The sequence below is a fragment of the Streptomyces sp. NPDC005962 genome, assembly GCF_040629205.1.
GTDB lineage: Bacteria > Actinomycetota > Actinomycetes > Streptomycetales > Streptomycetaceae > Streptomyces.
On sequence record NZ_JBEXVE010000025.1, the window covers coordinates 71418 to 95580 of the forward strand.

Consider the following 24163-nt stretch of genomic DNA (forward strand, 5'->3'; position numbering starts at 1 on the left):
GCCCAGAGTCACGTCTGTCACCGGTCGACGCCTCCCATCACGGGGTCGATGGACGCGACGGCGACGATGACGTCGGCGACCTGGCCGCCCTCGCACATGGCCGCCACGGCCTGGAGATTGGTGAACGACGGATCGCGGAAGTGGACGCGGTACGGGCGGGTGCCGCCGTCGCTGGCCATGTGCACGCCCAGTTCGCCCTTGGGCGACTCGACGGCCACGTACGTCTGTCCGGGCGGGACCCGGAATCCCTCGGTCACCAGCTTGAAGTGGTGGATCAGGGCCTCCATCGAGGTGCCCATGATGTTCTTGATGTGGTCGAGGGAGTTGCCGAGCCCGTCCGCTCCCAGCGCGAGCTGCGCGGGCCAGGCGATCTTCTTGTCCGCGACCATCACCGGTCCGGGCTCCAGCCGGTCCAGGCACTGTTCGACGATGCGCAGCGACTGCCGCATCTCCTCCAGCCGGACCAGGAAACGGCCGTAGGCGTCGCAGGTGTCGGCGGTCGGCACCTCGAAGTCGTAACTCTCGTAGCCGCAGTACGGCTGGGCCTTGCGCAGGTCGTGCGGCAGCCCGGTGGAGCGCAGTATCGGGCCGGTCACGCCGAGCGCCATGCACCCGGCGATATCGAGGTAGCCGACGTCCTGGAGGCGGGCCTTGAAGATGGGGTTCCCGGTCGCGAGCTTGTCGTATTCGACCAGGTTCTTGCGCATCGTCTTCAGGAACGCGCGGACCTGGTCGACCGCACCGGGCGGCAGATCCTGGGCGAGGCCGCCGGGACGGATGTACGCGTGGTTCATCCGCAGGCCGGTGATCAGCTCGTAGAGGTCCAGGACCAGTTCGCGGTCGCGGAAGCCGTAGATCATGACGGTGGTCGCGCCCAGCTCCATGCCACCGGTGGCGATGCACACCAGATGGGAGGAGATCCGGTTCAGCTCCATCATCAGCACCCGGATGATGGTGGCGCGGTCCGGGATCTGGTCCTCGATGCCGAGGAGCTTCTCGACGCCCAGGCAGTACGCCGCCTCGTTGGAGAAGGGCGTCAGATAGTCCATGCGCGTCACGAACGTGGTGCCCTGCGTCCAGTTCCGGTATTCGAGGTTCTTCTCGATGCCGGTGTGCAGATAACCGATTCCGCAGCGCGCCTCGGTGACCGTCTCGCCGTCGATCTCCAGGATCAGCCGGAGCACCCCGTGGGTCGAGGGGTGCTGCGGACCCATGTTGACGATGATCCGCTCGTCGTCCGCCTTCGCCGCGGCGGCCACGACCTCGTCCCAGTCGCCGCCGGTGACGGTGTAGACGGTGCCCTCGGTGGTCTCGCGCCCGGAAGCGGAGGAGGCCGAGGAGGCAGAGGGGTTTGCGTGGGTGGCAGACATCAGCTGTACGACCTCCGCTGGTCCGGAGCCGGGATCTGGGCGCCCTTGTACTCGACGGGGATGCCGCCGAGGGGGTAGTCCTTGCGCTGCGGGAAGCCCTGCCAGTCGTCGGGCATCATGATCCGCGTCAGTGCGGGGTGACCGTCGAAGACGATGCCGAAGAAGTCGTAGGTCTCCCGCTCGTGCCAGTCGTTGGTCGGATAGACGTCGACGACCGACGGGATGTGCGGATCGCTGTCCGGGGCGCTCACCTCCAGCCGGATCACCCGGTTATGGGTGATCGACCGCAGGTGGTAGACGGCGTGCAGCTCACGGCCCTTGTCACCGGGGAAATGGACGCCGCTGACGCCCGTGCACAGCTCGAAGCGGAGCGCCGGGTCGTCGCGCAGGGTCCGGGCGACCCGCGGCAGATGTTCGCGCGCGATGTGGAAGGTCAGCTCGTCGCGGTCCACGACGGTCTTCTCGATCGCGTTGCCCGGGAGCAGCGACTGCTCCTCCAGCGCGCCCTCCAGCTCGTCGGCGACCTCGTCGAACCAGCCCCCGTACGGGCGGCTGGCCTGGCCGGGCAGCCGTACGGGGCGCACCAGCCCGCCATAGCCGGTGGTGTCGCCGCCGTTGTTGGCGCCGAACATGCCGTGCTGGACGCGGATCGCCTCGCCCTGGTCACCGCGGCGGCCGGGGAGGTTCTCGGCGTTGAGGTCCTTATCGGGATTGACCCCGTTACCGTTCGCTGTCACCTCAGCAGCCCCTTCATCTCGATCGTCGGGAGCGCCTTCATCGCCGCTTCCTCCGCCTCACGGGCCGCCTGCTCGCGGTTCACGCCGAGCTTCTCCTCGCGGATCTTCTGGTGGAGTTTGAGGATCGCGTCCAGGAGCATCTCGGGCCGCGGCGGGCAGCCGGGCAGATAGATGTCGACGGGGACGATGTGGTCGACGCCCTGCACGATGGCGTAGTTGTTGAACATGCCGCCGCTGGAGGCGCACACGCCCATCGAGATGACCCACTTCGGGTTCGGCATCTGGTCGTAGACCTGGCGCAGCACCGGGGCCATCTTCTGGCTGACCCGCCCGGCGACGATCATCAGATCGGCCTGCCGGGGCGAGCCGCGGAAGACTTCCATGCCGAAGCGGGCGAGGTCGTAGCGCCCGGCACCCGTCGTCATCATCTCGATGGCGCAGCAGGCCAGGCCGAAGGTGGCCGGGAAGACGGAGGACTTACGGGCCAGCCCGGCGGCCTGTTCGACGGTGGTCAGCAGGAACCCGCTCGGAAGTTTCTCTTCGATACCCATGCGCTGTTTCCCCTATCTCCTCTTGAGCCCCTTTAGTCCCACTCCAGACCGCCGCGCCGCCAGACGTACGCATAGGCGACGAAGACGGTGAGCACGAAGAGGAGCATCTCCACGAGCCCGAACAGCCCCAGAGCGTCGAAGGTGACCGCCCAGGGGTAGAGGAAGACGATCTCGATGTCGAAGACGATGAAGAGCATCGCCGTCAGGTAGTACTTGATGGGGAAGCGCCCACCGCCGGCCGGATGCGGAGTCGGCTCGATGCCGCACTCATAGGCCTCGAGCTTGGCCCGGTTGTAGCGCTTGGGGCCGATGATCGCGGCCATGAACACCGAGAAGACCGCAAAACCTGCCCCGAGTGCTCCCAGTACGAGGATGGGCGCGTATGCGTTCACCGTCCTCGCTCCCTTCAGTCGACGATGACTGGCTGGCGGACCGTTCGGACCTGCCGTACCCCACGAAGATCGCGTTCATGTGAGGCAGTTCACAAGCCCGTTTCGCCTGCATCTTATGCCCGTCGGTCTGTGATCTGCGACACGGGGTACGCCAACGTCTTTGTGATCTCCACCACCTGACGAAGGATCATGAAGTCGGATGAGCGGTGATCTTGTACGTGAAGCATCCATTCAGTCACGAGCCGTGACATTCGAGGATGTCATCACAGGTGAGCGCGGTGCGCCCCTACCAAGACATGGTACATACATGCAAATTTGAGGCGGGCATCGTCAGCTGATATTGGACCCCCATCCTCGCGAGTGACCCGCACCCACCCCCCCCTCGATCCCCTTCTCGACCCTTCACTCGACCCCGGTCCGAGCCGCTCTCCAACACCCCTTGATCACTGGTTCGCGCCTCCGTTCACGAGCGTCACAAAATGGACACGAATCCGTGAGGTATCCCACCCCGGAAAGAGTTGTGGATCTCGATTTGGCGGGAACCATTGGTATGCGGGCCGCATCGGTGATAGGCCGCCCGCCGTGACCGCGTAACGCCAAATGCCATGCGCAGAGACATGATCGAGGAATTCGGGCATGGCACCGGCACCCGCGATGGAGATCATTTAGCCCGGGTTTTGGCTGCGTACATGCCAAATGTGGTGCAGACCACTTTTGTTGATCCGGGCCTTTGGGCCCTGGTACCCAGTGACCTATGTCCCCGATCGCACACATACCCAGCCACCGGAAGCCCCGCCGTACCGCCGCTTCCACGCGTGCACTCCGCGCCGGGATGACCGGTGGCTTCCTCACCCTCGCGGTGGCCGGCGCTGCCATGCCCGCCTCCGCCGCCGAGCCTGCCGCCCACGAGGCCACGCTCGAAATGCCGACCGTCAGCGACACGCTGGCGAACACGGCCGCCCAGACGGCTGCCGCCACGCAGCAGGCGGCCTCCGGCTACGAGCTCCAGGCCCAGCAGGACCAGGCCGCCACCCAGGCCAAGACCGCCGCCAAGAAGGCCAAGGCGGTTGCCGACAAGAAGGAGCGTGAGGCCGAGGCGCGCCGCGCCGCCGCGAAGAAGGCCGCCGAGGCCAGGGCCGAGAAGGCGTCCCGCTCCGCCGAGCGCGCCACCCTCTCCACCGCCTCGGTCTCCAGCGCCGCCGGCTCCAGCGCCACCGGCAACGCCGCCTCGGTGATCAGCTTCCTCAAGGCGCAGCTGGGCAAGTCGTATGTGCTCGGGGCCAGCGGCCCGTCCTCGTACGACTGCTCCAGCCTGACCCAGGCCGCGTTCAAGCAGGTCGGCATCGACCTGCCGCGGGTCTCGCAGGACCAGTCGGCCACCGGCACCCAGGTGTCCCTGGACAACCTCCAGGCGGGCGACCTGCTCTACTGGGGCAGCTCCGGCAGCGCGTACCACGTCGGCGTCTACATCGGCGACGGCAAGTTCATCGGCGCCCAGAACCCGAGCACGGGCATCGTCGAGCGTCCGCTGGACTACGACCAGCCGACCGGGGCCGTCCGCGTCCTCTGAGCCGGAGGAGCCACCTGGGCTGCCTGAGCCGCCTGAGCCGCTCAGGCTGGCTTTCGGCTGATTCCGGCCATGGGGCCGCCGTTCCTCGCCGCTCAGAGCGGAACGGCGGCCTCACGCCTGTCTACGTGGCGTAGACCTTCTCCACGAACTCGCCGATCTGCTGCTCGGAGACATTCCGGGCCAGATCCGCCTCGCTGATCATGCCGACCAGCCGCTTGTTCTTGTCGATCACCGGCAGCCTGCGGATGCGGTGGTGCTCCATCTCCCGCAGCACCTCGGAGACGTCGGCGTCCGAGCTGATCCAGCGCGGCGTGCCCTTGGCGAGGTCCCCCGCCGTCATCCGGGACGGATCGCGGCCCTGGGACACACAGCCGACGACGACGTCGCGGTCGGTGAGAATGCCGCACAGCCGCTCCTGGCTGTCGCTGATGGGCAGGGCGCCCACATCCAGATCGCGCATCAACTGCGCGGCGCGCTCCAGGTTCTCCGTGGCCGGAATCCACTGCGCGCCCGGGTGCATGATGTCTGCGGCCTTCGTCATGGTGTACCTCCTGAACGGCCCACCGGGGCCAGGAACCGGCCCGTGGGCCCGATCGGTCCGGCGTCGCCGCGGCAGCCGCGCACGGCGCCCCCTCCCTTCCATGGCACCACCGCCGGCGGGCCCGCGCGACCGCCCGGTGCCAGACTGAGAACTGTCGTCAGAACACCACAGTCGGAACACCACAGTCGGAGCCCCACACTCGGAGCACCACATAAGCCCCTTGCGCACGATCGCCGAAGGAGCGGCCATGCTCACCACCGATTTCGTCCCCGGCGCACCCAACTGGCTGGATCTCGGCGCCCCCGACATCGAGACGGCCCGCGCCTTCTACGGCGGACTGCTGGGCTGGGCCTTCGAGTCGGCCGGTCCCGAAGCGGGCGGATACGGCTTCTTCACCCACGGCCGCAAGACCGTCGCCGCCCTCGGCCCGCTCACCGACGCCGGGGCCCGGTCCGCCTGGACCCCGTACTTCCAGACCCCCGACGCCGACGCCACCGCGCGCTCCGTCGAGCAGGCGGGCGGCAGTGTGCGCGCCGCGCCGTTCGACGTCTTCGACGAGGGGCGGATGGGTCAGTTCACCGACCCCGGCGGCGCCCGGTTCGCGGTCTGGCAGCCCGGCAAGACGTCCGGTCTGGAGGCGGTCACCGAGCCCGGCTCGCTGTGCTGGACGGAGCTGCACTCCCCCGACCCGGCCGCGGCCCGCGCCTTCTACCGCATCGTCTTCGGCTGGGACTCCGAGGAGATGTCGTTCCCCGGCGGTACGTACACCGTCCTGTCGACGACCGGCGGCGGCAAGGACGGCACCTTCGGCGGCGTCGCGCAGCTCCAGCAGGGACATTCGACGCCGCCGCAGTGGCTGCCGTACTTCGAGGTGGCGGACTGTGACCGGGTCGTCGCGAAGGGTCAGGAGCTGGGCGGGTCCGTGCTGATGCCCGCCATGACGTCGGAGGGCATCGGCCGGATGGCCTGGCTGACGGACGTGGCCGGGGCCCCCTTCGGCGTGATCACCAGCGAGAGCCCCGACGCGGCCTAGCGATGACCTAGCGACGGCCTAAGCGACGGTCTGGAGCCGACCTGGAGGCGTCAGGCCCGCGGGGCCACCTTCGTCAGGGCGTTGATGATGCGGTCCATCGCGTCGCCGCCCGTCGGGTCCGTCAGGTTGGCCAGCAGCTTCAGCGTGAAGCGCATCAGCATCGGGTGGGTGAGCCCGCGCTCCGTCGCCAGCTTCATCACCTTCGGGTTGCCGATCAGCTTCACGAACGCGCGGCCCAGTGTGTAGTAGCCGCCGTACACGTCCTTGAGGACCCGCGGGTAGCGCCGCAGTGCCATCTCCCGCTGGGCGGGGGTGGCGCGGGAGTGGGCCTGGACGATCACGTCCGCCGCGATCTGTCCGGATTCCATCGCATAGGCGATGCCCTCGCCGTTGAACGGATTGACCATGCCGCCCGCGTCGCCGACCAGCAGCAGCCCACGGGTGTAGTGCGGCTGCCGGTTGAAGGCCATGGGGAGGGCCGCGCCGCGGATCGGACCGGTCATGTTGTCCGGGGTGTAGCCCCACTCCTCCGGCAGGGACGCGCACCACGCCTTGAGGATGTCGCGCCAGTCCAGCTCCTTGAAGGAGGACGAGGTGTTGAGCACTCCGAGGCCGACGTTGCTCGTGCCGTCACCCATGCCGAAGATCCAGCCGTAGCCGGGCAGCAGCCGGTCCTCGGCGCCGCGCTTGTCCCACAACTCCAGCCAGGATTCGAGGTAGTCGTCGTCGTGGCGGGGCGAGGTGAAGTACGTGCGCACCGCCACGCCCATCGGCCGGTCCTCGCGCCGGTGCAGGCCCATGGCGAGCGAGAGCCGGGTGGAGTTGCCGTCGGCGGCGACGACCAGCGGGGCGTGGAAGGTGACGGGCGTCTTCTCCTCGCCCAGCTTCGCCTCGACGCCGGTGATGCGGCCGGTGCGGTCGTCGGTGATCGGGGCGCCCACGTTGCAGCGCTCGTACAGCCGCGCCCCGGCCTTCTGGGCCTGCCGCGCCAGCTGGTCGTCGAAGTCGTCGCGCTTACGCACCAGGCCGTAGTTGGGGTAGGCGGCCAGATCCGGCCAGTCCAGCTCCAGGCGGATGCCGCCGCCCATGATCCGCAGGCCGCGGTTGCGCAGCCAGCCCGCCTCTTCGGAGATGTCGATGCCCATCGCGACGAGCTGCTTGGTCGCGCGCGGGGTCAGACCGTCGCCGCACACCTTCTCGCGCGGGAACGCCGTCTTCTCCAGCAGCAGAACGTCGAGTCCCGACTTGGCCAGGTGGTACGCCGTAGTGGAACCGGCCGGTCCGGCGCCGACGACGATCACATCGGCGCTGCGCTCCGAGATCCCGGAGGATGCGCTTCCGGTGGCGCTCGCGGTGGGTGCGGTCTCGCTCACGCAGGGTCTCCCGTGGCCTGGGTAACAGCGTGCCGGTCGCGCCGGGCACTGGACATGTGCAGTCTATGGGGGCGTACTCCGGCGACTGCGAAGGGCGGCCCCGCCATGACCGTGACTCAGCCTGTGATACGGCTCCGCCTGCCCACATCCGAGGACGCCGCGGCCTGGCACCGGGTCTTCGACGACCCGGAGGTGATGGAGTTCCACGGCGGTGCGTCCCAGTCCCTCGCCCACTACGAGGAGTTCACCGCCCGCCAGCGCGATCACGCCGAGCGGCACGGCTGTTGTCTGTACACGCTGCTCGACGCCTCGGATGAGGTGGTGGGCTTCACCGGCGCCCAGCCGTGGCCCCATGACTGGGGGCCGGCGGGCGAGATCGAGATCGGCTGGCGGCTGGGGCGCGCCCACTGGGGCAGGGGGTATGCCACGGCCGCCGCGCGGACGGCCCTGGAGCGGGTGCGGGCGGCCGGGATCGGACGCGTGGTGGCGATGGTGCACGAGCGCAACGACCGGTCGATCGCGGTGGCGCGGAGGCTGGGCATGCGGGTGGGCGAACATCTGGTGACGCCGGTGTCGAAGTCCCCCGCCGTGTGCTTCCGCCTGGACCTCTGAGCGCGGCCTCGGGGGCCGGGGCCGGGCTCAGAGGTCAGACGTCAGGGGCGGGTGGCGCGGTGCAGGGCCACGATGCCGCCGGTCAGATTGCGCCAGGCCGTGCGGGTCCAGCCCACCTCGCGCAGGCGGGCGGCCAGCGCGGGCTGGTCGGGCCAGGTACGGATGGACTCGGCCAGGTAGACGTACGCGTCCGGGCTGCTGCTGACCGCCGTGGCGATCGGCGGCAGCGCACGCATCAGGTACTCGCTGTAGACCGTGCGGAACGGGGCCCAGGTGGGGTGGCTGAACTCGCAGACGACCAGCCGCCCGCCCGGCCGGGTCACCCGCAGCATTTCGCGCAGCGCACCCTCGGTGTCCTGCACGTTGCGCAGCCCGAAGGAGATCGTCACCGCGTCGAAGACCCCGTCCGCGAAGGGCAGCCGGGTCGCGTCGCCCGCCGTCAGCGGCAGCCGCGGGTGGCGGCGCTTGCCCTCGCGGAGCATGCCGAGCGAGAAGTCGCAGGGCACCACATACGCACCGGCCTCCGCGTAGGGCAGCGAGGAGGTGCCCGTACCGGCGGCGAGGTCGAGCACCCAGTCCCCGGGGCGGGCGTCGACGGCGCGGGCGACCGCCTTGCGCCACAGCCGGGCCTGGCCGAGCGACAGCACGTCGTTGGTCAGGTCGTAGTTGGCCGCCACGTCGTCGAACATCGCGGCGACTTCGTGCGGCTGCTTGTCCAGGGATGCTCGGGTCACCCGCCCATTGTTCACCTCGCGCCGCGCCGCCCGGTGCGGGGGTCGGCGCGCCGCTCCGTACGGGGGTCGGCGCGCCGCTCCGTACGGGGCTCAGCGGCGGCGGTGCACCAGGCGCCCGGCGAGCACGGTGGCCAGGCAGGCCCCGTCCGCGCCGAAGACCGCCAGATCGGCCCGTCCGGCCTCGGCCAGGGCGGCCGGGCGCGGCCGGTCGAGGACGGCGACCTCGTTGCGTTCGGCGGCGGCGCGCAGCGCGGGGTCGGCGACGTGCTCGGCCAGGACCGCCGTCGCGCCCAGCCGCAGCAGGGCGTGGACGCGCTCCCGGGGCGTCGGCGCGTCCGGTACCGGCCCGTCGTGGACGAGGGCGGGGCCGAGGGTGCCGGGCCACTGCCGCACCCGCGCCCGCGGATGCGCGGCCCGCAGCTCGTCCAGGGGGCCGATGGCCGCGACGCGGCCGCCGTCGACCAGGACCGCGCCGTCGCGCAGCTCGGCGGCGCCGTCGGCGAGGGCGTACCGGACCAGCGGCGCCGCGTGGAGCGTGCGCATCAGGAGGCGTCGATCAGCTTCAGCTCGGGGTGGGCGGTACCGGCGTCGATCGCCGTCGAGGACAGGTGCGAGACGACGTGGTCGTCGACCGGGTCGTTCGCCGGGTCGTCGTGCACCACCAGGTGCTCGTACGTGGTCGCGCGCTGCGCGGGCACCCGCCCGGCCGTACGGATCAGATGGAGCAGCTCCATCCGGTTGGAGCGGTGCTTCGCACCGGCCGAGGAGACCACGTTCTCCTCCAGCATCACCGAGCCCAGATCGTCCGCCCCGTAGTGCAGCGACAGCTGTCCGGCCTCCTTGCCGACGGTCAGCCAGGAGCCCTGGATGTGGGCCACGTTGTCGAGGAAGAGCCGGGCGATCGCGATCATCCGCAGGTACTCGAAGACGGTCGCCTGCGTCTGCCCCTTCAGATGGTTGTTCTCGGGCTGGTAGGTGTACGGGATGAAGGCGCGGAAGCCGCCCGTCCGGTCCTGTACGTCGCGGATCATGCGGAGGTGCTCGATCCGCTCCGCGTTGGTCTCACCGGTGCCCATGAGCATCGTGGAGGTGGACTCGACCCCGAGGCCGTGGGCGATCTCCATGATCTCCAGCCACCGCTCGCCGGACTCCTTCAGCGGGGCGATGGCCTTGCGCGGCCGCTCGGGCAGCAGCTCGGCGCCCGCGCCCGCGAAGGAGTCCAGCCCCGCGGCGTGGATGCGGCGGATCGCGTCTTCCACCGATACGCCCGAGATGCGCGCCATGTGCTCGACCTCGGAGGCGCCCAGCGAGTGGATCACCAGCTGGGGAAAGGCCTCCTTGATGGCCGCGAAGTGCTTCTCGTAGTACTCGACGCCGTAGTCCGGGTGGTGACCGCCCTGGAACATGATCTGGGTGCCGCCCAGTTCGACGGTCTCGGCGCAGCGCCGCAGGATGTCGTCGAGGTCGCGGGTCCAGCCCTTGGCGGTGTCCTTGGGCGCGGCGTAGAACGCGCAGAAACGGCACGCCGTCACACACACGTTGGTGTAGTTGATGTTCCGCTCGATGATGTACGTCGCGATGTGCTCGGTGCCCGCGTAGCGACGGCGGCGTACGGCGTCGGCGGCGGCGCCCAGGGCGTGCAACGGCGCTGACCGGTAGAGGTCGAGCGCCTCCTCCGGGGTGATGCGCCCCCCGGCGGCGGCGCGGTCGAGGACTGCCTGCAGCGTGGCGTGTGCGGTCACCGGGGCGTCCCTTTCGGAGGTGTACGGGCGGACCGACCCAGCGTACGCCCCCGCTTGTCAGCGCAGGCGGCGCAGGGTACCGGTCGGATCGCCCGCCTGCCGGTCCTTCGCCTTGTACTTCAGGGTGCCGTCGGAGGCGAGGGTGTACTGCTCGTCCGTCGAGCTGTCGCTGCACCCCGCCTGGGAGTCGTCCCCGCGGAACCGGGCGTCGAGGTGCAGCTCCTTCGGCTTGGCGGAGACCAGCTTCCAGGTGAAGTCGCAGCGCACCACGGACAGCTTCACCCTGCCGCTCGCGACCTGATGGCCGGTGGAGCCGCGCTGGAAGGTGATGGTCATGGTGCCGACGGGGATGCCGTTTTGGGAGGTGAGGTCACCCTGCCAGGTGCCGAGGAACCCCTTGGGCACATCCGATCCGCCGGGCGATGCCGATCCCCCCGGGCGGGCCGGGCCGGTCTGGGCGCCGCCGTCGGCCGCCGAATCGCCGCCCGAGTCCCCGGACATGTTCTGGACGAGGACCACGGCGGTCGTGGCGACCGCGAGCGCGCCCGCGACGGACAGCACCAGGGAGCAGCTCAGCGCCCTGGGGCGCTTCTTGCCGCCGAGGGCGGCGGAGAGCGCGAGGCCGCGGCCGCCCTGCCCGCTGCCCTCGGCGCTGCTGCCGCTGCTGCGGCTGTCGCCGCCGCTGTCGCTTTTCGGCGGCCGTCCCGGAGGCGGGGTCGCGGGGTCGCCCGGCCCATGGCCCGGCTGGTCCGCGTACGACGGGGGCGGGCCGAACGCGCCCAGCGCGGGGGCCGACGGGGCGGGAGTCGACGGGACAGGCGTTCCGGACGCGGGCGTTCCGGAAGTGGCCGGGGCGGCGGTCGCGGCGGGCGGGAGGGCGGCGGGCAGGCTCGCCGCGGGCGACGGAGTGATCGCTTCCGCCTCCAGGTCGAGCAGTTCGACCGCCTGTCGGCTCACCCGCTCGATCAGCGCCCCCGGCAGCCAGCCGGACCGTACGAGCCCCGAGGCACCGTCCGACGGGGCCAGGCGGCGCGCTATCTGCTCGGGGGTCGGGCGGTCCGCCGGGTCCTTGGCCAGACACTCGGCGACCAGGTCGCGCAGGTCACCGGTCAGCTCCGGGCCGAGCTGCGGCTCCTCGTGGACCACCTTGTAGAGCAGCGAGGCCGAGCTGTCGCCCGGGAAGGGCTGCTCGCCGGTGGCCGCGTGCGTCAGCACGGCGCCCAGCGAGAAGATGTCGGCCGGACCGGTCACGGGGTGGCCGAGGATCTGCTCGGGCGACATATAACCGGGCGAGCCGATGGAGGCGCCGGTGGAGGTCAGCGAGACGGTGCCCTCGGTGGCCCGGGCGATACCGAAGTCGATCAGCCGCGGGCCGTCGAGGGCGAGCAGCACGTTGGACGGTTTGACGTCGCGGTGGACCAGGCCCAGCCCGTGGACGGCGCCCAGCGCCTCCGCCAGCCCGGCGCCCAGGGCCCGTACCGAGGACTCGGGCAGCGGGCCCTGGTGGCTGATGGCCTGACTGAGCGAGGGGCCCGCCACATACCCGGTCGCCACCCACGGAACGCGCGCCTCCGGGTCGGCGTCGAGGACCGGTGCGGTCCAGGAACCACCGACCCGGCGCGCGGCGTCGACCTCCCGCCGGAAGCGCGCGCGGAACTCCTCGTCGAGCGCGAAGTGCGCGTGCACCACCTTGACCGCAACTGTGCGCCCGCCCGCGCTACGGCCCAGGTACACCACGCCCATACCGCCGGAACCGAGCCGTCCGAGCAGCCGGTACGCCCCGATGACCTGCGGGTCCTCCGCTTCCAGCGGCTGCATGTGCCTCCCCCTCGACTGCGCCGCACCAGCTTAGGCGGGCATGACAGCAGCAGCCCAGCCCGGTCGGCTAACCCGTCGTGGCGGGGGTGTCCAGCAGATCCACCCGGACGTCCGCCGGGAAGCCGGTCGTCGGACCGGTCAGCCGGGCGAACTCGGCGATGCCCGCCAGCTGCTTCGCGCCCAGGGAGAAGTCGAGGGTGGTGAAGTAACGCTCCAGCACCTCCGCCTCCAGGTCCTCCCAGCGCGTGGCGTGCTCGGCGACCTTCCCGGCCTCCTCCAGGGACAGGTTCCGGGACTCCAGGAACGCCCGGTGCGCCTCGCGCACGATCTCCGGCTCGCGCTCCAGGTACTCACGCCGGGCGGCGAAGACCGCGAAGACGAAGGGGAGTCCGGTCCACTCCTTCCACATCTGCCCCAGGTCATGGACCTGGAGGCCGAGCTTCGGGGCGTGGTGGAGGTTGGCGCGCAGCGCGGCGTCGCCGATCAGCACCCCCGCGTCGGCCTCCTGCATCATCAGGCTGAGGTCGGGCGGGCAGGTGTAGTAGTCGGGCTCGATCCCGTACCGCTCGGCGAGCAGCAGCTGAGCCAGGCGTACGGAGGTGCGCGAGGCGGAGCCGAGTGCGACGCGCGCCTTGTCGAGCTGCTCCAGCGGCACCTTCGAGACGATCACGCACGACATGACGGGCCCGTCGCAGCCCACCGCGATGTCGGGCAGCGCCACCAGGTCGTCGGCGTTGCGCAGATACTCGACGAGGCTGATCGGGCCGATGTCGAGGTCGCCGTCGACGAGCAGATCGTTGAGCGTGTCGGGGGACGCCTTGGTCAGCTCGAAGTCCAGGAGCGAGCCGGTCCGGGCGAGACCCCAATACAGCGGCATGCAATTGAGGTACTGGATGTGACCGACCCTCGGCCTGTCCCGACGCCCCAGGGCTGTGGGGATGACGCTTTCGGCGGCCTCCGGTGTACTCCGCGAGGGGGAACTCGGTGAATTGTCCACAACCGGAGGCTAGCGCCGCTCTTCGCGCGAAGCGGCGGCGGGGTGGACGCGGCGGGCCCGATATCTCGCGGAACCACACGCTCGACCTGCGTACCTATCCCTCCTCCGGGGTCCGGAAACCCTCCGCATTCGTGATCTTCGGCTCTTTCCTCGTGGACACGGAGCGTGCTAAGCTCAACGCAAGTTGCAGTTTGGTTTCCCTTGCAGTACAGAGCCTGCGGAGCATGTAACCGCAGGCTTTTGTAGTTTTCAGACTTCTTGTAGGTTCTGGAGCAGGGCAACCCTTTGGCCCAAGGAGGGCTTTATGGCTACCGGAACCGTCAAGTGGTTCAACGCCGAGAAGGGCTTCGGCTTCATCGCCCAAGACGGCGGCGGCCCCGATGTCTTCGTTCACTACTCCGCGATCAACGCGTCTGGCTTCCGCTCCCTGGAGGAGAACCAGGCCGTGACCTTCGACGTCACGCAGGGCCCGAAGGGTCCGCAGGCTGAGAACGTCAGCGCGGCCTGAGCCAGCAGTACCCAAGGAGCCCTGCTCCCCCGCTTCGGCGGGGGAGCAGGGCTCCTGCCTTTTCCGGCCTTTCCTATTCACGGGCCATTCAATTTCATTCAAAAGCGAAACCCCAAGCCTTACGCTGCGTAAGGTGATCGCGACGCATCGTCGACACCCCGCACCCGGTCGGGCTAACGTCTTGACCATGGGGCGGACCAAGGGGCGGGGGCGGCGGACGGTCACGGTGCACCACGTACGCGCCGCGGTGCACGGCGCGCAGCGGCTCGGCGTCGACACCGCACCGCTGCTCCAGCGGGCCCGGATACCGCCGCTGCTGCTCGGCGACGACCGCGCGCGCTTCTCCCCCGAGCAGTTCGCCCGGCTGGTGCGCGCCCTGCACCGGGCCACCGGGGACGAGTTCCTGGGGCTCGGCTCCGCGCGCAGCCGGCCCGGCACGTTCGCCATGATGTGCTACGCCTCGCTCGGCTGCCCGGACCTCGGCACCGCCCTGGAGCGCGGCGCGCGCTTCTACCGGCTCTTCCCCGGCGGGCCCAACCTGGAACTGGAGCGCGGCGAGGGCGACGAGGCGGTGTTCGGCATCCACGGGCGGATACGCACCCGCCACGAGAGCCAGATCGTCGCCGAATGGGTGATGCTCGTCTGGCACCGGCTCGCGGGCTGGCTGATCGGGCGCCGGATTCCGCTGCTGTGGACCCAGTTCGCCCACCCCGCGCCCCCACACGCGGACGAATACGAGCAACTGTTCGACTGTGCCGCGTACTTCGGCGGGGACCGTACGGCCGCCGGGTTCGACCCCCGCTGGCTGTCCGCACCGGTGATCCAGGACGAGGCGTCCCTCCAGGCGCTGCTGCGCCGCGCGCCCGACGGGCTGCTCGGCCGCCCCGAGTACCGCACGACCGTCGCCCAGCAGGTGCGCCAGGTGCTCGCCGGGGGTCTGCGGACCGGCGGCGGACCGGTCGGCCGCCACCGCGCGCGCCCGGCCGCCGCCGGGCGGCTGCCGGAGCTGCGGGAGGTCGCGGCCCGGCTCGCGGTCAGCCCCGCGACGCTGCGCCGGCGGCTGGACGAGGAGGGCACCTCCTTCCAGCAGCTCAAGGACCAGGTGCGGCGGGACGCGGCGATCGGCAGCCTGCGGGAGACCGGGGAGCCGATCGAGGAGCTGGCGGTGCGGCTGGGCTTCTCCGAAGGCACCGCGTTCCACCGGGCGTTCCGGCGCTGGACGGGGATGACGCCGGGCGCGTACCGGCTGGCGTACGGCCACACGACCGGATGAGACATAAGGTCAGCGAATCTGAGCGCTCCGGTCAGCAACAGACAAACCACACGTCTCTACGGTCCCCCTCACAGCACCGCAGCACAATCGCACCGTTGGGAGAGCCGTATGCGCACCCGCACCACCGTGCTCGCCACCCTCACCGCGCTGGCCCTGTCGGCCGCGCTGCCGACCGCACCGGCCATGGCCACGACCGACACCGCCCGGACCGCCTCCACCCAGGACAGGCCGGGTGACATCGTCACCAAGTCCCCGACCTCGTTCCGCGCCCTGCCCGGCGCGCCCGTCACCACCCGCTCCTGGCACGTCACCTACCGCTCGACCACCGCCCGGTCCACCGCGAACACCGTCTCCGGCACCGTCATCGTCCCCGACGACGGCAAGACCGGCCCCCGCCCGCTCGTCACCTGGGGCATGGGCGCCGTCGGCCTCGCCGACAGCTGCGCGGCCTCCGGCCGCTTCCCGCAGGGCACCAGCTCCGAGGGCGGGCTGATCGACCTCGCGCTGCGCCGCGGCTGGGCCGTCGCCGTCAGCGACTACGAGGGCCTGGGCACCCCCGGCGATCACACCTACACGGTCGGCCGGTCCGAGGGGCACGCCCTGCTGGACATGGCGCGCGCAGCGCAGCGGCTCCCCGAGGCGGGCCTCTCGCCGGACGGCCCGGTCGGGATCATGGGGTACTCGCAGGGCGGCCAGGCGGCCGGCTGGGCCGCCCAGCTGAGCTCCTCCTACGCACCCGAGCTGCGGGTGAAGGGCACCGTCGCCGGGGGCGTGCCCGCCGATCTGCCCGCCACCCTCGACTACAACGACGGCGGCGTGGGCGCCGGGCTCGCCCTGATGGCCCTCGCCGGACAAGACGCGGCCTTCCCCGAACTGGCGCTCGACTCCTACCTCAACCAGCAGGGCAAGGACGATGTCGCCTTCATGCGGAACAACTGCGCATCGATCAGCACCATCGCCGGGCTCTTCCAGAAGCTGTCCGATGTGACCGTCCGGGACCCGCTCGCCTCGCCGCTCTGGCAGATCGCGCTGCGCGCCTCCTATCTGGGCGACCGCGCCCCTGACCATCCGGTCTACCTCTATCAGGGCACGGCGGACGAGCTGATTCCGTACCAGGTCGGCGCTGACCTGCGCACCCGGTGGTGCGAGAAGGGCGCGCGGGTGGAGTGGAAGAGCTATCCGGGCGACCATGTGACGACCGCGTTCACCGGAGTCCCAGCGGCCATGGACTGGCTCGGCGCACGGCTCGACGACAAACCGGCGGACGGCAACTGCGGCACCTGAGCCCCGCTTGAGCCACCGATAGGCGCCGGCCCGACGACGGCCTCCGGTTCCCCCAGGAGGCCCTGTGCACATGCGGCGCCCCGCGACCCCTCGTACGTTGAAGCTCTCGGGCCTCACACGAACGAGGGGTTTGCGGACGTGGGTCGATGTAATGGCGCCCGTTTCGCCCGGCGGTGTATACGCATCGCGGTGAGCGCGTCCCTGACCGCCGGGCTGTGCGCGGGGCTGCCCGCGTCATCGGCCGTCGCCGCCGACTGCCCGGACGACCCGAACACGACCGGATCGGTGGACGGTTCGGAGCTGACGTACGCCCTGCACACCAAGTACACCGCCGAGTGGGCGCGGGCCCGGGAGAGCTGGAACGCCCTGGGCAAGGTCGACATCAAGCCGCACACCGGCTCGGCCTACGCGGACGTCGACGCGACCGACGTCGACCGCGCCGACATCGGCTGGTCGGGGCTGTGGGAGTCCCATGAGCTGGGCTCCGACGACATCGTCCTCAACGACCACTTCCTCGGCGCGTACCCGGCCGACGTGAAGCGCGGCATCGTCACCCACGAGCTGGGCCACGCCCTCCGGCTGGGCCACCGCTCCGCCCGCGGCGCGGTCATGTACTGCAACGACACCCGCACCGCCTTCGCCCCCACGGCCGCCGACATCTCCGCGTACCGGGCCGTGTGGGGCTCATGAGCCTCCGTACCGGGACGATCGCGCTGGTCACGGCCCTGGCGGCGGTGGGCGCCAGCGCGCTGGCCTGGTTCGAGGTCCCGTACCGCAGTACGCGGCTCCACCCCACCTACGCGGTCCGGCTGGACACGCCCGGGCTGGCCGCGGGCTGGGCCGATGACGTCTTCGTCGGCAAGGTCACCGCCCGCGAGGGGGTGCGGCGCACCGACGGCGAGCGGCTGCTGTGGACGACGTACCGGGTCGAGGTCCAGTCCACCCTGAAGGGCGAGGTGTCCGGGGACGTACGGGTCGCCCAGGAGGGCGGCGACGATCCACTGCGGCGGCGACGGGTCGTGGTGGGCGAGGCCCCGGCGTTGCTGACCGGGCGGACGTACCTCCTGGCCACCCGGGTCGCCCCGGACGGCTGGCACACCGCCCCGTCCAACTTCGTGCCGCTCGACCTGGCCCCGGACAAGGCGGGCTCGGACAGCGGAACGAACCCGTCCGCGGCCTGGCGGGAGGGCGTCGGACATCCGGTGTCCCAGCGGGACGCCCACCCCTCGGCGGTCTCCCGCGCGGCGGACCCGGCGGCGCTGTACGCCCGGGCGCGGATCGGCTGACCGGCGACCGGCGACCGGCGACCGGCGACCGGCGACCGGCGACCGGCGACCGGTGAAAACTAGGGCCTCCAGCCCTCTCCGCGCAGCAGGTTCCCGAGCCCCGCCCAGGCGAAGTTCATGAGGGTGGCCGCCGCCTCCTGGGCCGGGAGGCCGTCCGGCTCCGCCCCGCCGCCCGCCCAGTCCGCCAGCGACTCGGCCGCCCCGACCAGGGCGTGGGCAAGCCCGGACACCTCGGCGGCCGCCAGCCGCCGCTCCCGTGCGCCCTTCCGCGCCGCCGCCGCGATCAGCTGGGTCACGAACGCCACGATCTCCGTCCGCATCGCCGCCACTTCGTGCGCGTAAGGGTGGCCGTGCGTCCGCGCCTGGACGTGCAGCAGCGCCCATCCGTCGGGGTGGCACGCGGTGTGCGCGAAGAAGCCGCTCAGCCCGCTCCACAGCTGACGGTCCGGCGGCGCGCCCCGCTCGACCGCACCCCGCACCGCGGCCACCAGCGACGCCGCCTCCCGCCGAACACACGCCGCGAACAGGTCTTCCTTCGAGTTGAGGTACAGATAGACCAGCGGTTTGGAGACCCCGGCCAGCTCGGCGATGTCGTCCATCGAGGCGTGCTGGTAGCCGCTCCGGGCGAAGGCCCGCACGGCCGCGTCCAGCATCTGCTGCTCCCGCACCACCCGCGGTACGCGCTTGCTCCTGGTCACCCCGCCCACGCGGACCGCCCCCTTACGACAGTGCCCCCGCACACCTCTGACGCCCACCAGCGTACGGGGGACCGGAACGAAGATCACCTGGTCGGCACCCACTCTTGTCACGGCCCGCTCGTCCCTTCACAGTGTCAACAGCGCACGCGCAACGCCCCGTTCAGCTCCGCACGCACCGAGCGAAGGAGATACGGACGATGCCCTCCCGCCGCCGCGCAGCCGCCGCGCTCGCCGCACTGGCCGCCGCGCCCCTGCTCCCCACCCCGGCCGAGGCCCGCTCCCGGCCCGCCGACCGGACCCACGACACCGCCGCCGGTCACGCCCCCGGCACCGCCACCGACCAGGCCCGCATCACCGCCGCCGACCGCGTCGGCGAACGCGTCCTCGACCTGACGATCAACTCCCCCGCCCTCGGCCGCGACGGCCACGCCCGGGTCCTGCTGCCCCGTGGCTACGACCGCCGGCCGCACCACCGCTGGCCGGTTCTCTACCTCCTGCACGGCTGCTGCGACCCCGGCCCGGGCTGGGAGGCGTGGACCCTCAACACCGACGTCGAGGGGCTGACCGCGTCCGTCCCCGCCCTGGTGGTGTCCCCGGAGGGCGGCCCCTCCGGCTTCTACTCGAACTGGTGGAACGGCGGCGCCTACGGCCCGCCCGCCTGGGAGACCTTCCACCTCGCCGAGCTGCGCCCGCTGCTGGAGCGCGCGCTGCGCGGCAACGGCCGCCGGGCGATCGCGGGCCTGTCGATGGGCGGCTTCGGCGCCCTGTCCTACGCGGCCCGCCACCCCCGCCTCTTCCGCGCGGCCGCCTCGTTCAGCGGCGTCGTCCACCCCCTGCGGAACCCGGGCGGCGTCCAGGGCATCGTGAAGCAGTACGGAGCCGACCCCACCGCGCTGTGGGGCGACCCCACGGCCCAGTCCGCGCTGTGGGCGGCCCACGACCCGTACACCCAGCTCACCCGGCTCCCCCGCGGCTACCCGGTGTACGTCTCCTGCGGCGACGGCACCCCCGGGCCGCTCGATCCCGCGGGCCGTCCCGTCGACCCCACCGAACAGGGCCTCGGGCTGATGGCCCAGGACTACGTACGCCGCGCCCGGGCCCACGGCCTGGCCCTCACCGCCCGCCTCTACGGCCCCGGCACCCACACCTGGCCGTATTGGGAGCGCGAACTGGACCGTGCGCTACCCCTCCTGACCACCGCCCTCGCCCGTCCCTGAGCCGCCCGCCCCCGAGCCGGACGTCCCTGAGCCGGACGGGGGCACGTCCTCCCAGGCCACCAGGCGCGGCGACGCGGGCGGTTTCCCGACCTCGCGCCGCGCCCGGGCCGCGGCGGCCAGTTCGTCGCGGAGATCGGCGAGTTCGACCACCCGCCTCTCTCCGCTGCGGGCCACGGCCGCCGCGGCGGCGGCCATGATGACGTTGACGAGGTCGCCACCGGCCATGCCCTCGGATTCGGCCGCCAGGGTGTCGGCGGTGACCTCGGGGTGCAGCGGCAGTTCCTTCGGGAGGAGTTTCGTCCACAGATCGCGCCGCGCGGCGAGGTCGGGGAGTTCCAGCCGGATATGCGCCAGAATCCGGCGGACGAAGGCCACGTCATAGTTTTCCGGGAAGTTGGTCGTGAAGACCACGACGCCGTCGAAATGGTCCAGTTCGGTGAGCATCACCGAGCGGGAGACATTGACGCTGTGGTCGGCGCTCTGGGTGACCCGGCTCAGCCGGCGGCCGAGAATGGAATCCGCCTCGTCGAAGACGAGCACGGCATCGTGCCGTCGGGCCTCGGCGAAACACCGCACGATGTTCTTCGGCGTCTCACCGACGTAACGGGATTCGATCTGGGCATAGCCGACCCGCAGATACGGGCGGCCGAGACGGTGGGCGATCGCCTCCGCACACGCGGACTTCCCCGTACCGGGCGGGCCGTACAGGCTCACCACCGCGCCGCCGCGGTGCGGGGAAATCGCGGCCAGATTCCATTCCTTGAACAGCACGTCCCGGTGCGCGACCACGTTCAGCGCGGTGTCGACGCGTCGGCGCACCACGTCCGCCAGGACGAGATCACCGAAGGTCCGGGCGGGCCGCTCCACCCGGAAGTCGACCGTCTCGGGTGATTCCCCGGCACGTTCGGTGCGCCGAGCGGGCGCGGTCGCCGTCGTCGTAGCCGATCGGACCGTCTCGCCGCCGGAATCGGCGAACGTCCAGCGCCGCGGCACCGTGTTACGTCCCTCGTCCATTCACTGCCCCCGTATCAGTGGATGTCAGCCGGCCATGGTCCAGCGACGGCTGACCTCGTCGATTTCCTGGCGGATGAACTCCGCGCGGACATCGTCGGGAATGTCGTCCCAGCCGGTGACGGTCTCGGTCACCAGGGCGCTTTCGGGGTTCCCGTAGACGCAGCGGACGACGGTGTGCGCGTCCGACCGCCCGGTCGCGGGCCGGATGAACACGACCTCCACCTCCCGCACTTCCGATACCAGCCGGTCGCGCAGTCCGGCTGGTCCGGAGCCGAGAACGGCGACCCGGATGTCGTCGGGGCGCGAGTCCATGCGCGCCGCCCAGTCCTCGGCCAAGGCCGCCAGGACGACGGCGGTGAGACGGCCGCCCCGCCCACGCCCGGCGGGCCGCGGCCATCGCCGCGACGCGACCAGGGCCGCCACCACCACTACACCGACGCCCGTCCACCACCACAGCGACATGTGCCCGTTTCTTCCTCTGCGGATCATTCTTCGAGTTCCTGGTCGCGCATCCTGGTCACGTCCATGCGGTATTTTCCCCCGTCGCCCGCCACCAGCGACTGACGGTATTTCTCGGGAAGGTCGTCCCAGGCGACGTCCTCCTCGACCACGATCCGCTTGACCGGCGCGTCACTTCGCAGATGGTTCTTCATCAGTGCGGTCATGCGACGGACATAGGTGTTCGGGGTCAGCCCCTTCTCGAACTCGATGACCTGTTCGAGAAGATAGGTCCGCAGCTGCTGCCAAGCCGTCTTCACATTCCGGCGGATCGCGGTGGCGTACTTGTCCAGTTCCGTGAAGGCCAGCTTCACCGTGTCGGACATCCAGGGAACGTGCTCGGCCACCCAGGGGAAAAGCTGATCCCGGGCCCAGACCATGATGCGGTTCCACATGGCGAGACCGATGGCCATGATGATCAGAGGAATGAAGAAAGCCATCAAGCCCTCCCCAGCGGAAGGCTCAAGGTGACGCCCTCGTCGCCGTCGCGAATGATCCGCCCGCGCACGTCCTCGGGTATGTCGCCCCAGTCGATCTCCTGCTTGATGCGCTTGCGGCGCACCTTCTGCCGATCGGCCCCGTAGAGCATTTCGATGATCCGCACCCCCGTCTCCCCGGGCCGGGCCCGGTATTCGACGGTCACCGCGACGATCTCCCGGCGGAGCGTATCGATCACCGACGGCTTCGCCCGGGGCAGTTCCGGCCGGATGGACGACCCGTACGGCTCGCCGCACATCTCGACCAGCGCACTGAAGACGTCACTCGGCGGCAGCCCCAGAACGGGCTCGCACTCCTCGGCGAGGATGCCGTACACGACGATCGAGTCGGATTCCGGCGGGGCCTCCAGAGCCGCGATCACGACATCGATCATCTTCAGGATGTGACGGAGCGCGATTTTGCCGACAACGCCCCGCTCGGCACCCGGTTTCGGCAGGACGGCCTTGTCCGCCATCTCCCGGAGCGCCTTTTCGATCAAGTCGCGCGCGGAGCGCAGCGATTTCCCCGCTGTGGTGTCAGGCATGCGTGTTCTCCCCCGTATGACCGCATGTACACGAATCACATATTAGCGCCGTAACACTGGATAACACATACCGTGAAAGAAACTGACAGGAATACAGCACCCCCTGATCGAAACAATCTCCCCTGAGGCCACAGCCCGCCACCCGGACAGCACAGTGCCCCCGGCCTCGGGGAGGCTCGGGGGCACAGGGCTTGGCGCGGGGCAGGGGCTTCCGGGGTTACACGGTGGCCAGCTGACGCTCCGGCTGCTCTTCGGCCTTCTCGCGGTCGTCCAGGGGCGACGACGTGGCGTGGGCGTAGGCGTCGTGGTCGAGGATCTTCTCGCGGGCCGAGACCAGAACCGGCACCAGGGCCTGTCCGGCGACGTTCGTGGCCGTCCGCATCATGTCCAGGACCGGGTCGATGGCCATCAGCAGGCCGACGCCCTCCAGCGGGAGGCCGAGGGTGGAGAGGGTCAGGGTGAGCATGACGGTCGCGCCAGTGAGGCCGGCCGTGGCGGCGGAGCCGATGACCGAGACGAAGGCGATCAGCAGGTAGTCACCGATGCCGAGGTGCACGCCGAAGATCTCGGCGATGAAGATGGCGGCGAGCGCCGGGTAGATGGAGGCGCAGCCGTCCATCTTGGTGGTCGAGCCGAAGGGCACCGCGAAGGACGCGTACTCCTTGGGCACGCCCAGGCGTTCGGTGACCCGCTGGGTGACCGGCATGGTGCCGACCGAGGAGCGGGAGACGAAGGCCAGCTGGATCGCGGGCCAGGCGCCCTTGAAGAAGCTCAGCGGGTTGACCTTGGCGACGGTCGCCAGCAGCAGCGGGTAGACGCCGAACATCACCAGCGCGCAGCCGATGTAGACGTCGGCGGTGAAGGTCGCGTACTTGCCGATGAGGTTCCAGCCGTACTCGGCGATGGCGGAGCCGATGAGCCCCACGGTACCCAGCGGGGCCAGCCGGATGACCCACCACAGGGCCTTCTGCAGCAGCTCCAGCACCGACTGGCTCAGGGTGAGGATCGGCTGCGCCCGCTCGCCGAGCTGCAGGGCGGCGACGCCCGCGACGGCGGCCAGGAAGACGATCTGCAGCACCTGCAGTTCGGTGAACGGCGTGATGACGTCCGTCGGCACGATGCCGGTGAGGAAGTCCAGCCAGGACCCGGCGTGGTCGGGCTTGGCGCCGTCCTTGGCGGTCAGGCCGGTGCCCGCGCCCGGGTTGGTGAGCAGGCCGATCGCCAGGCCGATGGCGACCGCGATCAGCGAGGTGGCCATGAACCACAGCAGCGTGCGGGTGGCCAGCCGGGCGGCGTTGCTGACGTTCCGCAGGTTCGTGATCGATATCAGGATCGCGAAGAAGACCAGCGGGGCGACGGCGAGCTTCAGCAGCTGGACGAAGGTCGAGCCGATCTTGTCCAGCGTGGTGACCAGCCAGCCGACGTCGCCGCTGCGGGCGACCCAGCCGAGCACCACGCCGAGGACGAGACCCAGCAGGATCTGCGCCCAGAACGGCACCTTGGGCAGGCGGAAGGACGACGTCCTGTCGGACGTCTCGGGGCGGGACGACAACGGACACACTCCGGGGGAGGTTAAGAGGGCGAGAGAAAGCCAGGAGTCCGTACGGGATCTCCGGCCGCTGTACGAGAGAGGTCAGCGGCGTTGACAGGCCGCGGACCGACAGCGGCAAAGATCGATGTGCAGGCGCGCCACGAGCGGAACGCTCGCTGCGATACGGGGCGCGGCTGCTGTCTTCATGACAAGTACATTAACACCGTGTCTTTGGGGAACCCAAAGAAAATCTTTGACCTTTCGGACCCGTTCCGGACGGTCCGGGGTGGCCGGAAACAGCTCAACGCCCCCTGGGCCAGCGGTCGCTGGCCCAGGGGGCGTCGGAAACGTGTGTGGGGTGTG

At 70.6% G+C, this 24163-nt stretch carries 26 protein-coding genes; 9 read left to right on the forward strand and 17 right to left on the reverse strand.

What is annotated here, in order from left to right; translation table 11 throughout:
- Window positions 1–17: 17 nt before the first annotated feature.
- From ABZ370_RS32250 to ABZ370_RS32265, 4 genes are read right to left on the reverse strand one after another with little or no spacing between them, the layout of a single operon-like run.
- Window positions 18–1370 carry an NADH-quinone oxidoreductase subunit D gene (locus ABZ370_RS32250; RefSeq protein ID WP_358627909.1) on the reverse strand — a complete coding sequence of 451 codons (1353 nt, stop codon included), beginning with the start codon at window positions 1368–1370 and terminating at the stop codon, window positions 18–20.
- The gene (locus ABZ370_RS32255; RefSeq protein WP_358627912.1) at window positions 1370–2107 is read right to left on the reverse strand and encodes an NADH-quinone oxidoreductase subunit C; all 738 of its coding nucleotides are present in this window, start codon (window positions 2105–2107) and stop codon (window positions 1370–1372) included. The genes ABZ370_RS32250 and ABZ370_RS32255 overlap by 1 nt, the downstream gene beginning before the upstream one ends.
- Window positions 2104–2658 (reverse strand): NADH-quinone oxidoreductase subunit B family protein, encoded by a 555-nt coding sequence (locus ABZ370_RS32260; protein ID WP_358627915.1) that lies wholly within the window; start codon window positions 2656–2658, stop codon window positions 2104–2106. The genes ABZ370_RS32255 and ABZ370_RS32260 overlap by 4 nt, the downstream gene beginning before the upstream one ends.
- A 32-nt stretch (window positions 2659–2690) precedes the next feature.
- Window positions 2691–3050 carry an NADH-quinone oxidoreductase subunit A gene (locus ABZ370_RS32265; RefSeq protein WP_358627918.1) on the reverse strand — a complete coding sequence of 120 codons (360 nt, stop codon included), beginning with the start codon at window positions 3048–3050 and terminating at the stop codon, window positions 2691–2693.
- A 754-nt stretch (window positions 3051–3804) separates the two neighbouring features.
- Here ABZ370_RS32265 and ABZ370_RS32270 point away from each other — a divergent pair.
- Window positions 3805–4620 (forward strand): C40 family peptidase, encoded by an 816-nt coding sequence (locus ABZ370_RS32270; RefSeq protein ID WP_358627921.1) that lies wholly within the window; start codon window positions 3805–3807, stop codon window positions 4618–4620.
- A 121-nt stretch (window positions 4621–4741) separates the two neighbouring features.
- On the opposite strand, the gene ABZ370_RS32275 is transcribed toward ABZ370_RS32270, so the two are convergent.
- The gene (locus tag ABZ370_RS32275) at window positions 4742–5161 is read right to left on the reverse strand and encodes a CBS domain-containing protein (RefSeq protein WP_358627924.1); all 420 of its coding nucleotides are present in this window, start codon (window positions 5159–5161) and stop codon (window positions 4742–4744) included.
- Window positions 5162–5408: 247 nt separating this feature from the next.
- On the opposite strand from ABZ370_RS32275, the gene ABZ370_RS32280 reads away from it, so the two are divergent.
- A complete protein-coding gene (locus tag ABZ370_RS32280) occupies window positions 5409–6194 on the forward strand; it encodes a VOC family protein (RefSeq protein ID WP_358627927.1) in 786 nt (261 codons plus the stop codon).
- Window positions 6195–6244: 50 nt separating this feature from the next.
- On the opposite strand, the gene ABZ370_RS32285 is transcribed toward ABZ370_RS32280, so the two are convergent.
- Entirely contained in the window at window positions 6245–7567 is a 1323-nt protein-coding gene (locus tag ABZ370_RS32285; RefSeq protein WP_358627930.1) for a geranylgeranyl reductase family protein, read from the reverse strand.
- A gap of 105 nt (window positions 7568–7672) precedes the next feature.
- Here ABZ370_RS32285 and ABZ370_RS32290 point away from each other — a divergent pair, with 105 nt between their 5' ends.
- On the forward strand, window positions 7673–8179 hold the full coding sequence (locus ABZ370_RS32290) for a GNAT family N-acetyltransferase (protein ID WP_358627933.1): 507 nt from the start codon (window positions 7673–7675) through the stop codon (window positions 8177–8179).
- A gap of 41 nt (window positions 8180–8220) precedes the next feature.
- Here the strand turns inward: ABZ370_RS32290 and ABZ370_RS32295 are convergent, their stop codons facing one another.
- The 5 genes from ABZ370_RS32295 to ABZ370_RS32315 all read right to left on the reverse strand — a co-directional run bounded on the left by ABZ370_RS32295 (window position 8221) and on the right by ABZ370_RS32315 (window position 13413).
- On the reverse strand, window positions 8221–8913 hold the full coding sequence (locus ABZ370_RS32295) for a demethylmenaquinone methyltransferase (RefSeq protein WP_358627936.1): 693 nt from the start codon (window positions 8911–8913) through the stop codon (window positions 8221–8223).
- A 90-nt stretch (window positions 8914–9003) separates the two neighbouring features.
- A complete protein-coding gene (locus ABZ370_RS32300) occupies window positions 9004–9456 on the reverse strand; it encodes a hypothetical protein (RefSeq protein WP_358627939.1) in 453 nt (150 codons plus the stop codon).
- Window positions 9456–10655, reverse strand: a complete 1200-nt coding sequence (gene mqnC / locus ABZ370_RS32305) for a cyclic dehypoxanthinyl futalosine synthase (RefSeq protein WP_358627942.1) — start codon at window positions 10653–10655, stop codon at window positions 9456–9458. The genes ABZ370_RS32300 and mqnC overlap by 1 nt, the downstream gene beginning before the upstream one ends.
- Window positions 10656–10712: 57 nt before the next feature.
- A complete protein-coding gene (locus ABZ370_RS32310; RefSeq protein ID WP_358627945.1) occupies window positions 10713–12473 on the reverse strand; it encodes a serine/threonine-protein kinase in 1761 nt (586 codons plus the stop codon).
- A gap of 67 nt (window positions 12474–12540) precedes the next feature.
- Window positions 12541–13413: a menaquinone biosynthesis protein gene (locus ABZ370_RS32315; RefSeq protein ID WP_358628132.1), complete on the reverse strand. Its 873-nt coding sequence runs from the start codon at window positions 13411–13413 to the stop codon at window positions 12541–12543.
- A gap of 361 nt (window positions 13414–13774) precedes the next feature.
- Between ABZ370_RS32315 and ABZ370_RS32320 the strand changes: the two genes are divergently transcribed.
- The 5 genes from ABZ370_RS32320 (at window position 13775) to ABZ370_RS32340 (ending at window position 17821) form a co-directional block, all read left to right on the forward strand.
- On the forward strand, window positions 13775–13978 hold the full coding sequence (locus ABZ370_RS32320; protein ID WP_014178671.1) for a cold-shock protein: 204 nt from the start codon (window positions 13775–13777) through the stop codon (window positions 13976–13978).
- A gap of 187 nt (window positions 13979–14165) precedes the next feature.
- Window positions 14166–15251 carry an AraC family transcriptional regulator gene (locus tag ABZ370_RS32325; protein WP_358627949.1) on the forward strand — a complete coding sequence of 362 codons (1086 nt, stop codon included), beginning with the start codon at window positions 14166–14168 and terminating at the stop codon, window positions 15249–15251.
- Between the two features lie 108 nt (window positions 15252–15359).
- Complete coding sequence (locus tag ABZ370_RS32330; RefSeq protein WP_358627952.1) at window positions 15360–16535, forward strand: lipase family protein; 1176 nt, start codon at window positions 15360–15362, stop codon at window positions 16533–16535.
- 189 nt (window positions 16536–16724) lie between these two features.
- Window positions 16725–17225, forward strand: coding sequence for a hypothetical protein (locus tag ABZ370_RS32335; RefSeq protein ID WP_358627955.1), 501 nt, complete (start codon window positions 16725–16727; stop codon window positions 17223–17225).
- On the forward strand, window positions 17222–17821 hold the full coding sequence (locus ABZ370_RS32340) for a hypothetical protein (RefSeq protein ID WP_358627958.1): 600 nt from the start codon (window positions 17222–17224) through the stop codon (window positions 17819–17821). Before ABZ370_RS32335 ends, ABZ370_RS32340 begins: the two co-directional genes overlap by 4 nt.
- A gap of 59 nt (window positions 17822–17880) precedes the next feature.
- Here ABZ370_RS32340 and ABZ370_RS32345 read toward each other — a convergent pair whose 3' ends face one another.
- Complete coding sequence (locus tag ABZ370_RS32345) at window positions 17881–18474, reverse strand: TetR/AcrR family transcriptional regulator (protein WP_358628135.1); 594 nt, start codon at window positions 18472–18474, stop codon at window positions 17881–17883.
- A gap of 242 nt (window positions 18475–18716) precedes the next feature.
- Between ABZ370_RS32345 and ABZ370_RS32350 the strand changes: the two genes are divergently transcribed.
- A complete protein-coding gene (locus ABZ370_RS32350) occupies window positions 18717–19736 on the forward strand; it encodes an alpha/beta hydrolase family protein (RefSeq protein WP_358627961.1) in 1020 nt (339 codons plus the stop codon).
- Here the strand turns inward: ABZ370_RS32350 and ABZ370_RS32355 are convergent.
- From ABZ370_RS32355 to ABZ370_RS32375, 5 genes are all read right to left on the reverse strand, one after another.
- Window positions 19701–20750 (reverse strand): ATP-binding protein, encoded by a 1050-nt coding sequence (locus tag ABZ370_RS32355; RefSeq protein ID WP_358627964.1) that lies wholly within the window; start codon window positions 20748–20750, stop codon window positions 19701–19703. The genes ABZ370_RS32350 and ABZ370_RS32355 overlap by 36 nt on opposite strands.
- 24 nt (window positions 20751–20774) lie before the next feature.
- A complete protein-coding gene (locus tag ABZ370_RS32360; RefSeq protein ID WP_358627967.1) occupies window positions 20775–21212 on the reverse strand; it encodes a hypothetical protein in 438 nt (145 codons plus the stop codon).
- 23 nt (window positions 21213–21235) lie between these two features.
- Complete coding sequence (locus tag ABZ370_RS32365; protein WP_358627969.1) at window positions 21236–21661, reverse strand: hypothetical protein; 426 nt, start codon at window positions 21659–21661, stop codon at window positions 21236–21238.
- 26 nt (window positions 21662–21687) lie between these two features.
- Entirely contained in the window at window positions 21688–22269 is a 582-nt protein-coding gene (locus ABZ370_RS32370; protein WP_358627972.1) for a hypothetical protein, read from the reverse strand.
- 217 nt (window positions 22270–22486) lie between these two features.
- Window positions 22487–23821, reverse strand: a complete 1335-nt coding sequence (locus ABZ370_RS32375; protein WP_358627974.1) for a dicarboxylate/amino acid:cation symporter — start codon at window positions 23819–23821, stop codon at window positions 22487–22489.
- Window positions 23822–24163 lie beyond the last annotated feature (342 nt).

Excerpts from the sequence above, each read along its gene's own strand:
- ABZ370_RS32345 (WP_358628135.1), bottom strand. The coding sequence starts at position 18,474 with ATGCTGGACGCGGCCGTGCGGGCCTTCGCCCGGAGCGGCTACCAGCAC.
- ABZ370_RS32270 (WP_358627921.1), top strand. The coding sequence starts at position 3,805 with ATGTCCCCGATCGCACACATACCCAGCCACCGGAAGCCCCGCCGTACC.
- ABZ370_RS32310 (WP_358627945.1), bottom strand. The coding sequence starts at position 12,473 with ATGCAGCCGCTGGAAGCGGAGGACCCGCAGGTCATCGGGGCGTACCGG.
- ABZ370_RS32275 (WP_358627924.1), bottom strand. The coding sequence starts at position 5,161 with ATGACGAAGGCCGCAGACATCATGCACCCGGGCGCGCAGTGGATTCCG.
- ABZ370_RS32365 (WP_358627969.1), bottom strand. The coding sequence starts at position 21,661 with ATGGCCATCGGTCTCGCCATGTGGAACCGCATCATGGTCTGGGCCCGG.
- ABZ370_RS32280 (WP_358627927.1), top strand. The coding sequence starts at position 5,409 with ATGCTCACCACCGATTTCGTCCCCGGCGCACCCAACTGGCTGGATCTC.
- ABZ370_RS32330 (WP_358627952.1), top strand. The coding sequence starts at position 15,360 with ATGCGCACCCGCACCACCGTGCTCGCCACCCTCACCGCGCTGGCCCTG.
- ABZ370_RS32290 (WP_358627933.1), top strand. The coding sequence starts at position 7,673 with ATGACCGTGACTCAGCCTGTGATACGGCTCCGCCTGCCCACATCCGAG.
- ABZ370_RS32340 (WP_358627958.1), top strand. The coding sequence starts at position 17,222 with ATGAGCCTCCGTACCGGGACGATCGCGCTGGTCACGGCCCTGGCGGCG.
- ABZ370_RS32360 (WP_358627967.1), bottom strand. The coding sequence starts at position 21,212 with ATGTCGCTGTGGTGGTGGACGGGCGTCGGTGTAGTGGTGGTGGCGGCC.
- ABZ370_RS32355 (WP_358627964.1), bottom strand. The coding sequence starts at position 20,750 with ATGGACGAGGGACGTAACACGGTGCCGCGGCGCTGGACGTTCGCCGAT.
- ABZ370_RS32325 (WP_358627949.1), top strand. The coding sequence starts at position 14,166 with ATGGGGCGGACCAAGGGGCGGGGGCGGCGGACGGTCACGGTGCACCAC.
- ABZ370_RS32260 (WP_358627915.1), bottom strand. The coding sequence starts at position 2,658 with ATGGGTATCGAAGAGAAACTTCCGAGCGGGTTCCTGCTGACCACCGTC.
- ABZ370_RS32250 (WP_358627909.1), bottom strand. The coding sequence starts at position 1,370 with ATGTCTGCCACCCACGCAAACCCCTCTGCCTCCTCGGCCTCCTCCGCT.
- ABZ370_RS32320 (WP_014178671.1), top strand. The coding sequence starts at position 13,775 with ATGGCTACCGGAACCGTCAAGTGGTTCAACGCCGAGAAGGGCTTCGGC.
- ABZ370_RS32370 (WP_358627972.1), bottom strand. The coding sequence starts at position 22,269 with ATGCCTGACACCACAGCGGGGAAATCGCTGCGCTCCGCGCGCGACTTG.
- ABZ370_RS32300 (WP_358627939.1), bottom strand. The coding sequence starts at position 9,456 with ATGCGCACGCTCCACGCGGCGCCGCTGGTCCGGTACGCCCTCGCCGAC.
- ABZ370_RS32350 (WP_358627961.1), top strand. The coding sequence starts at position 18,717 with ATGCCCTCCCGCCGCCGCGCAGCCGCCGCGCTCGCCGCACTGGCCGCC.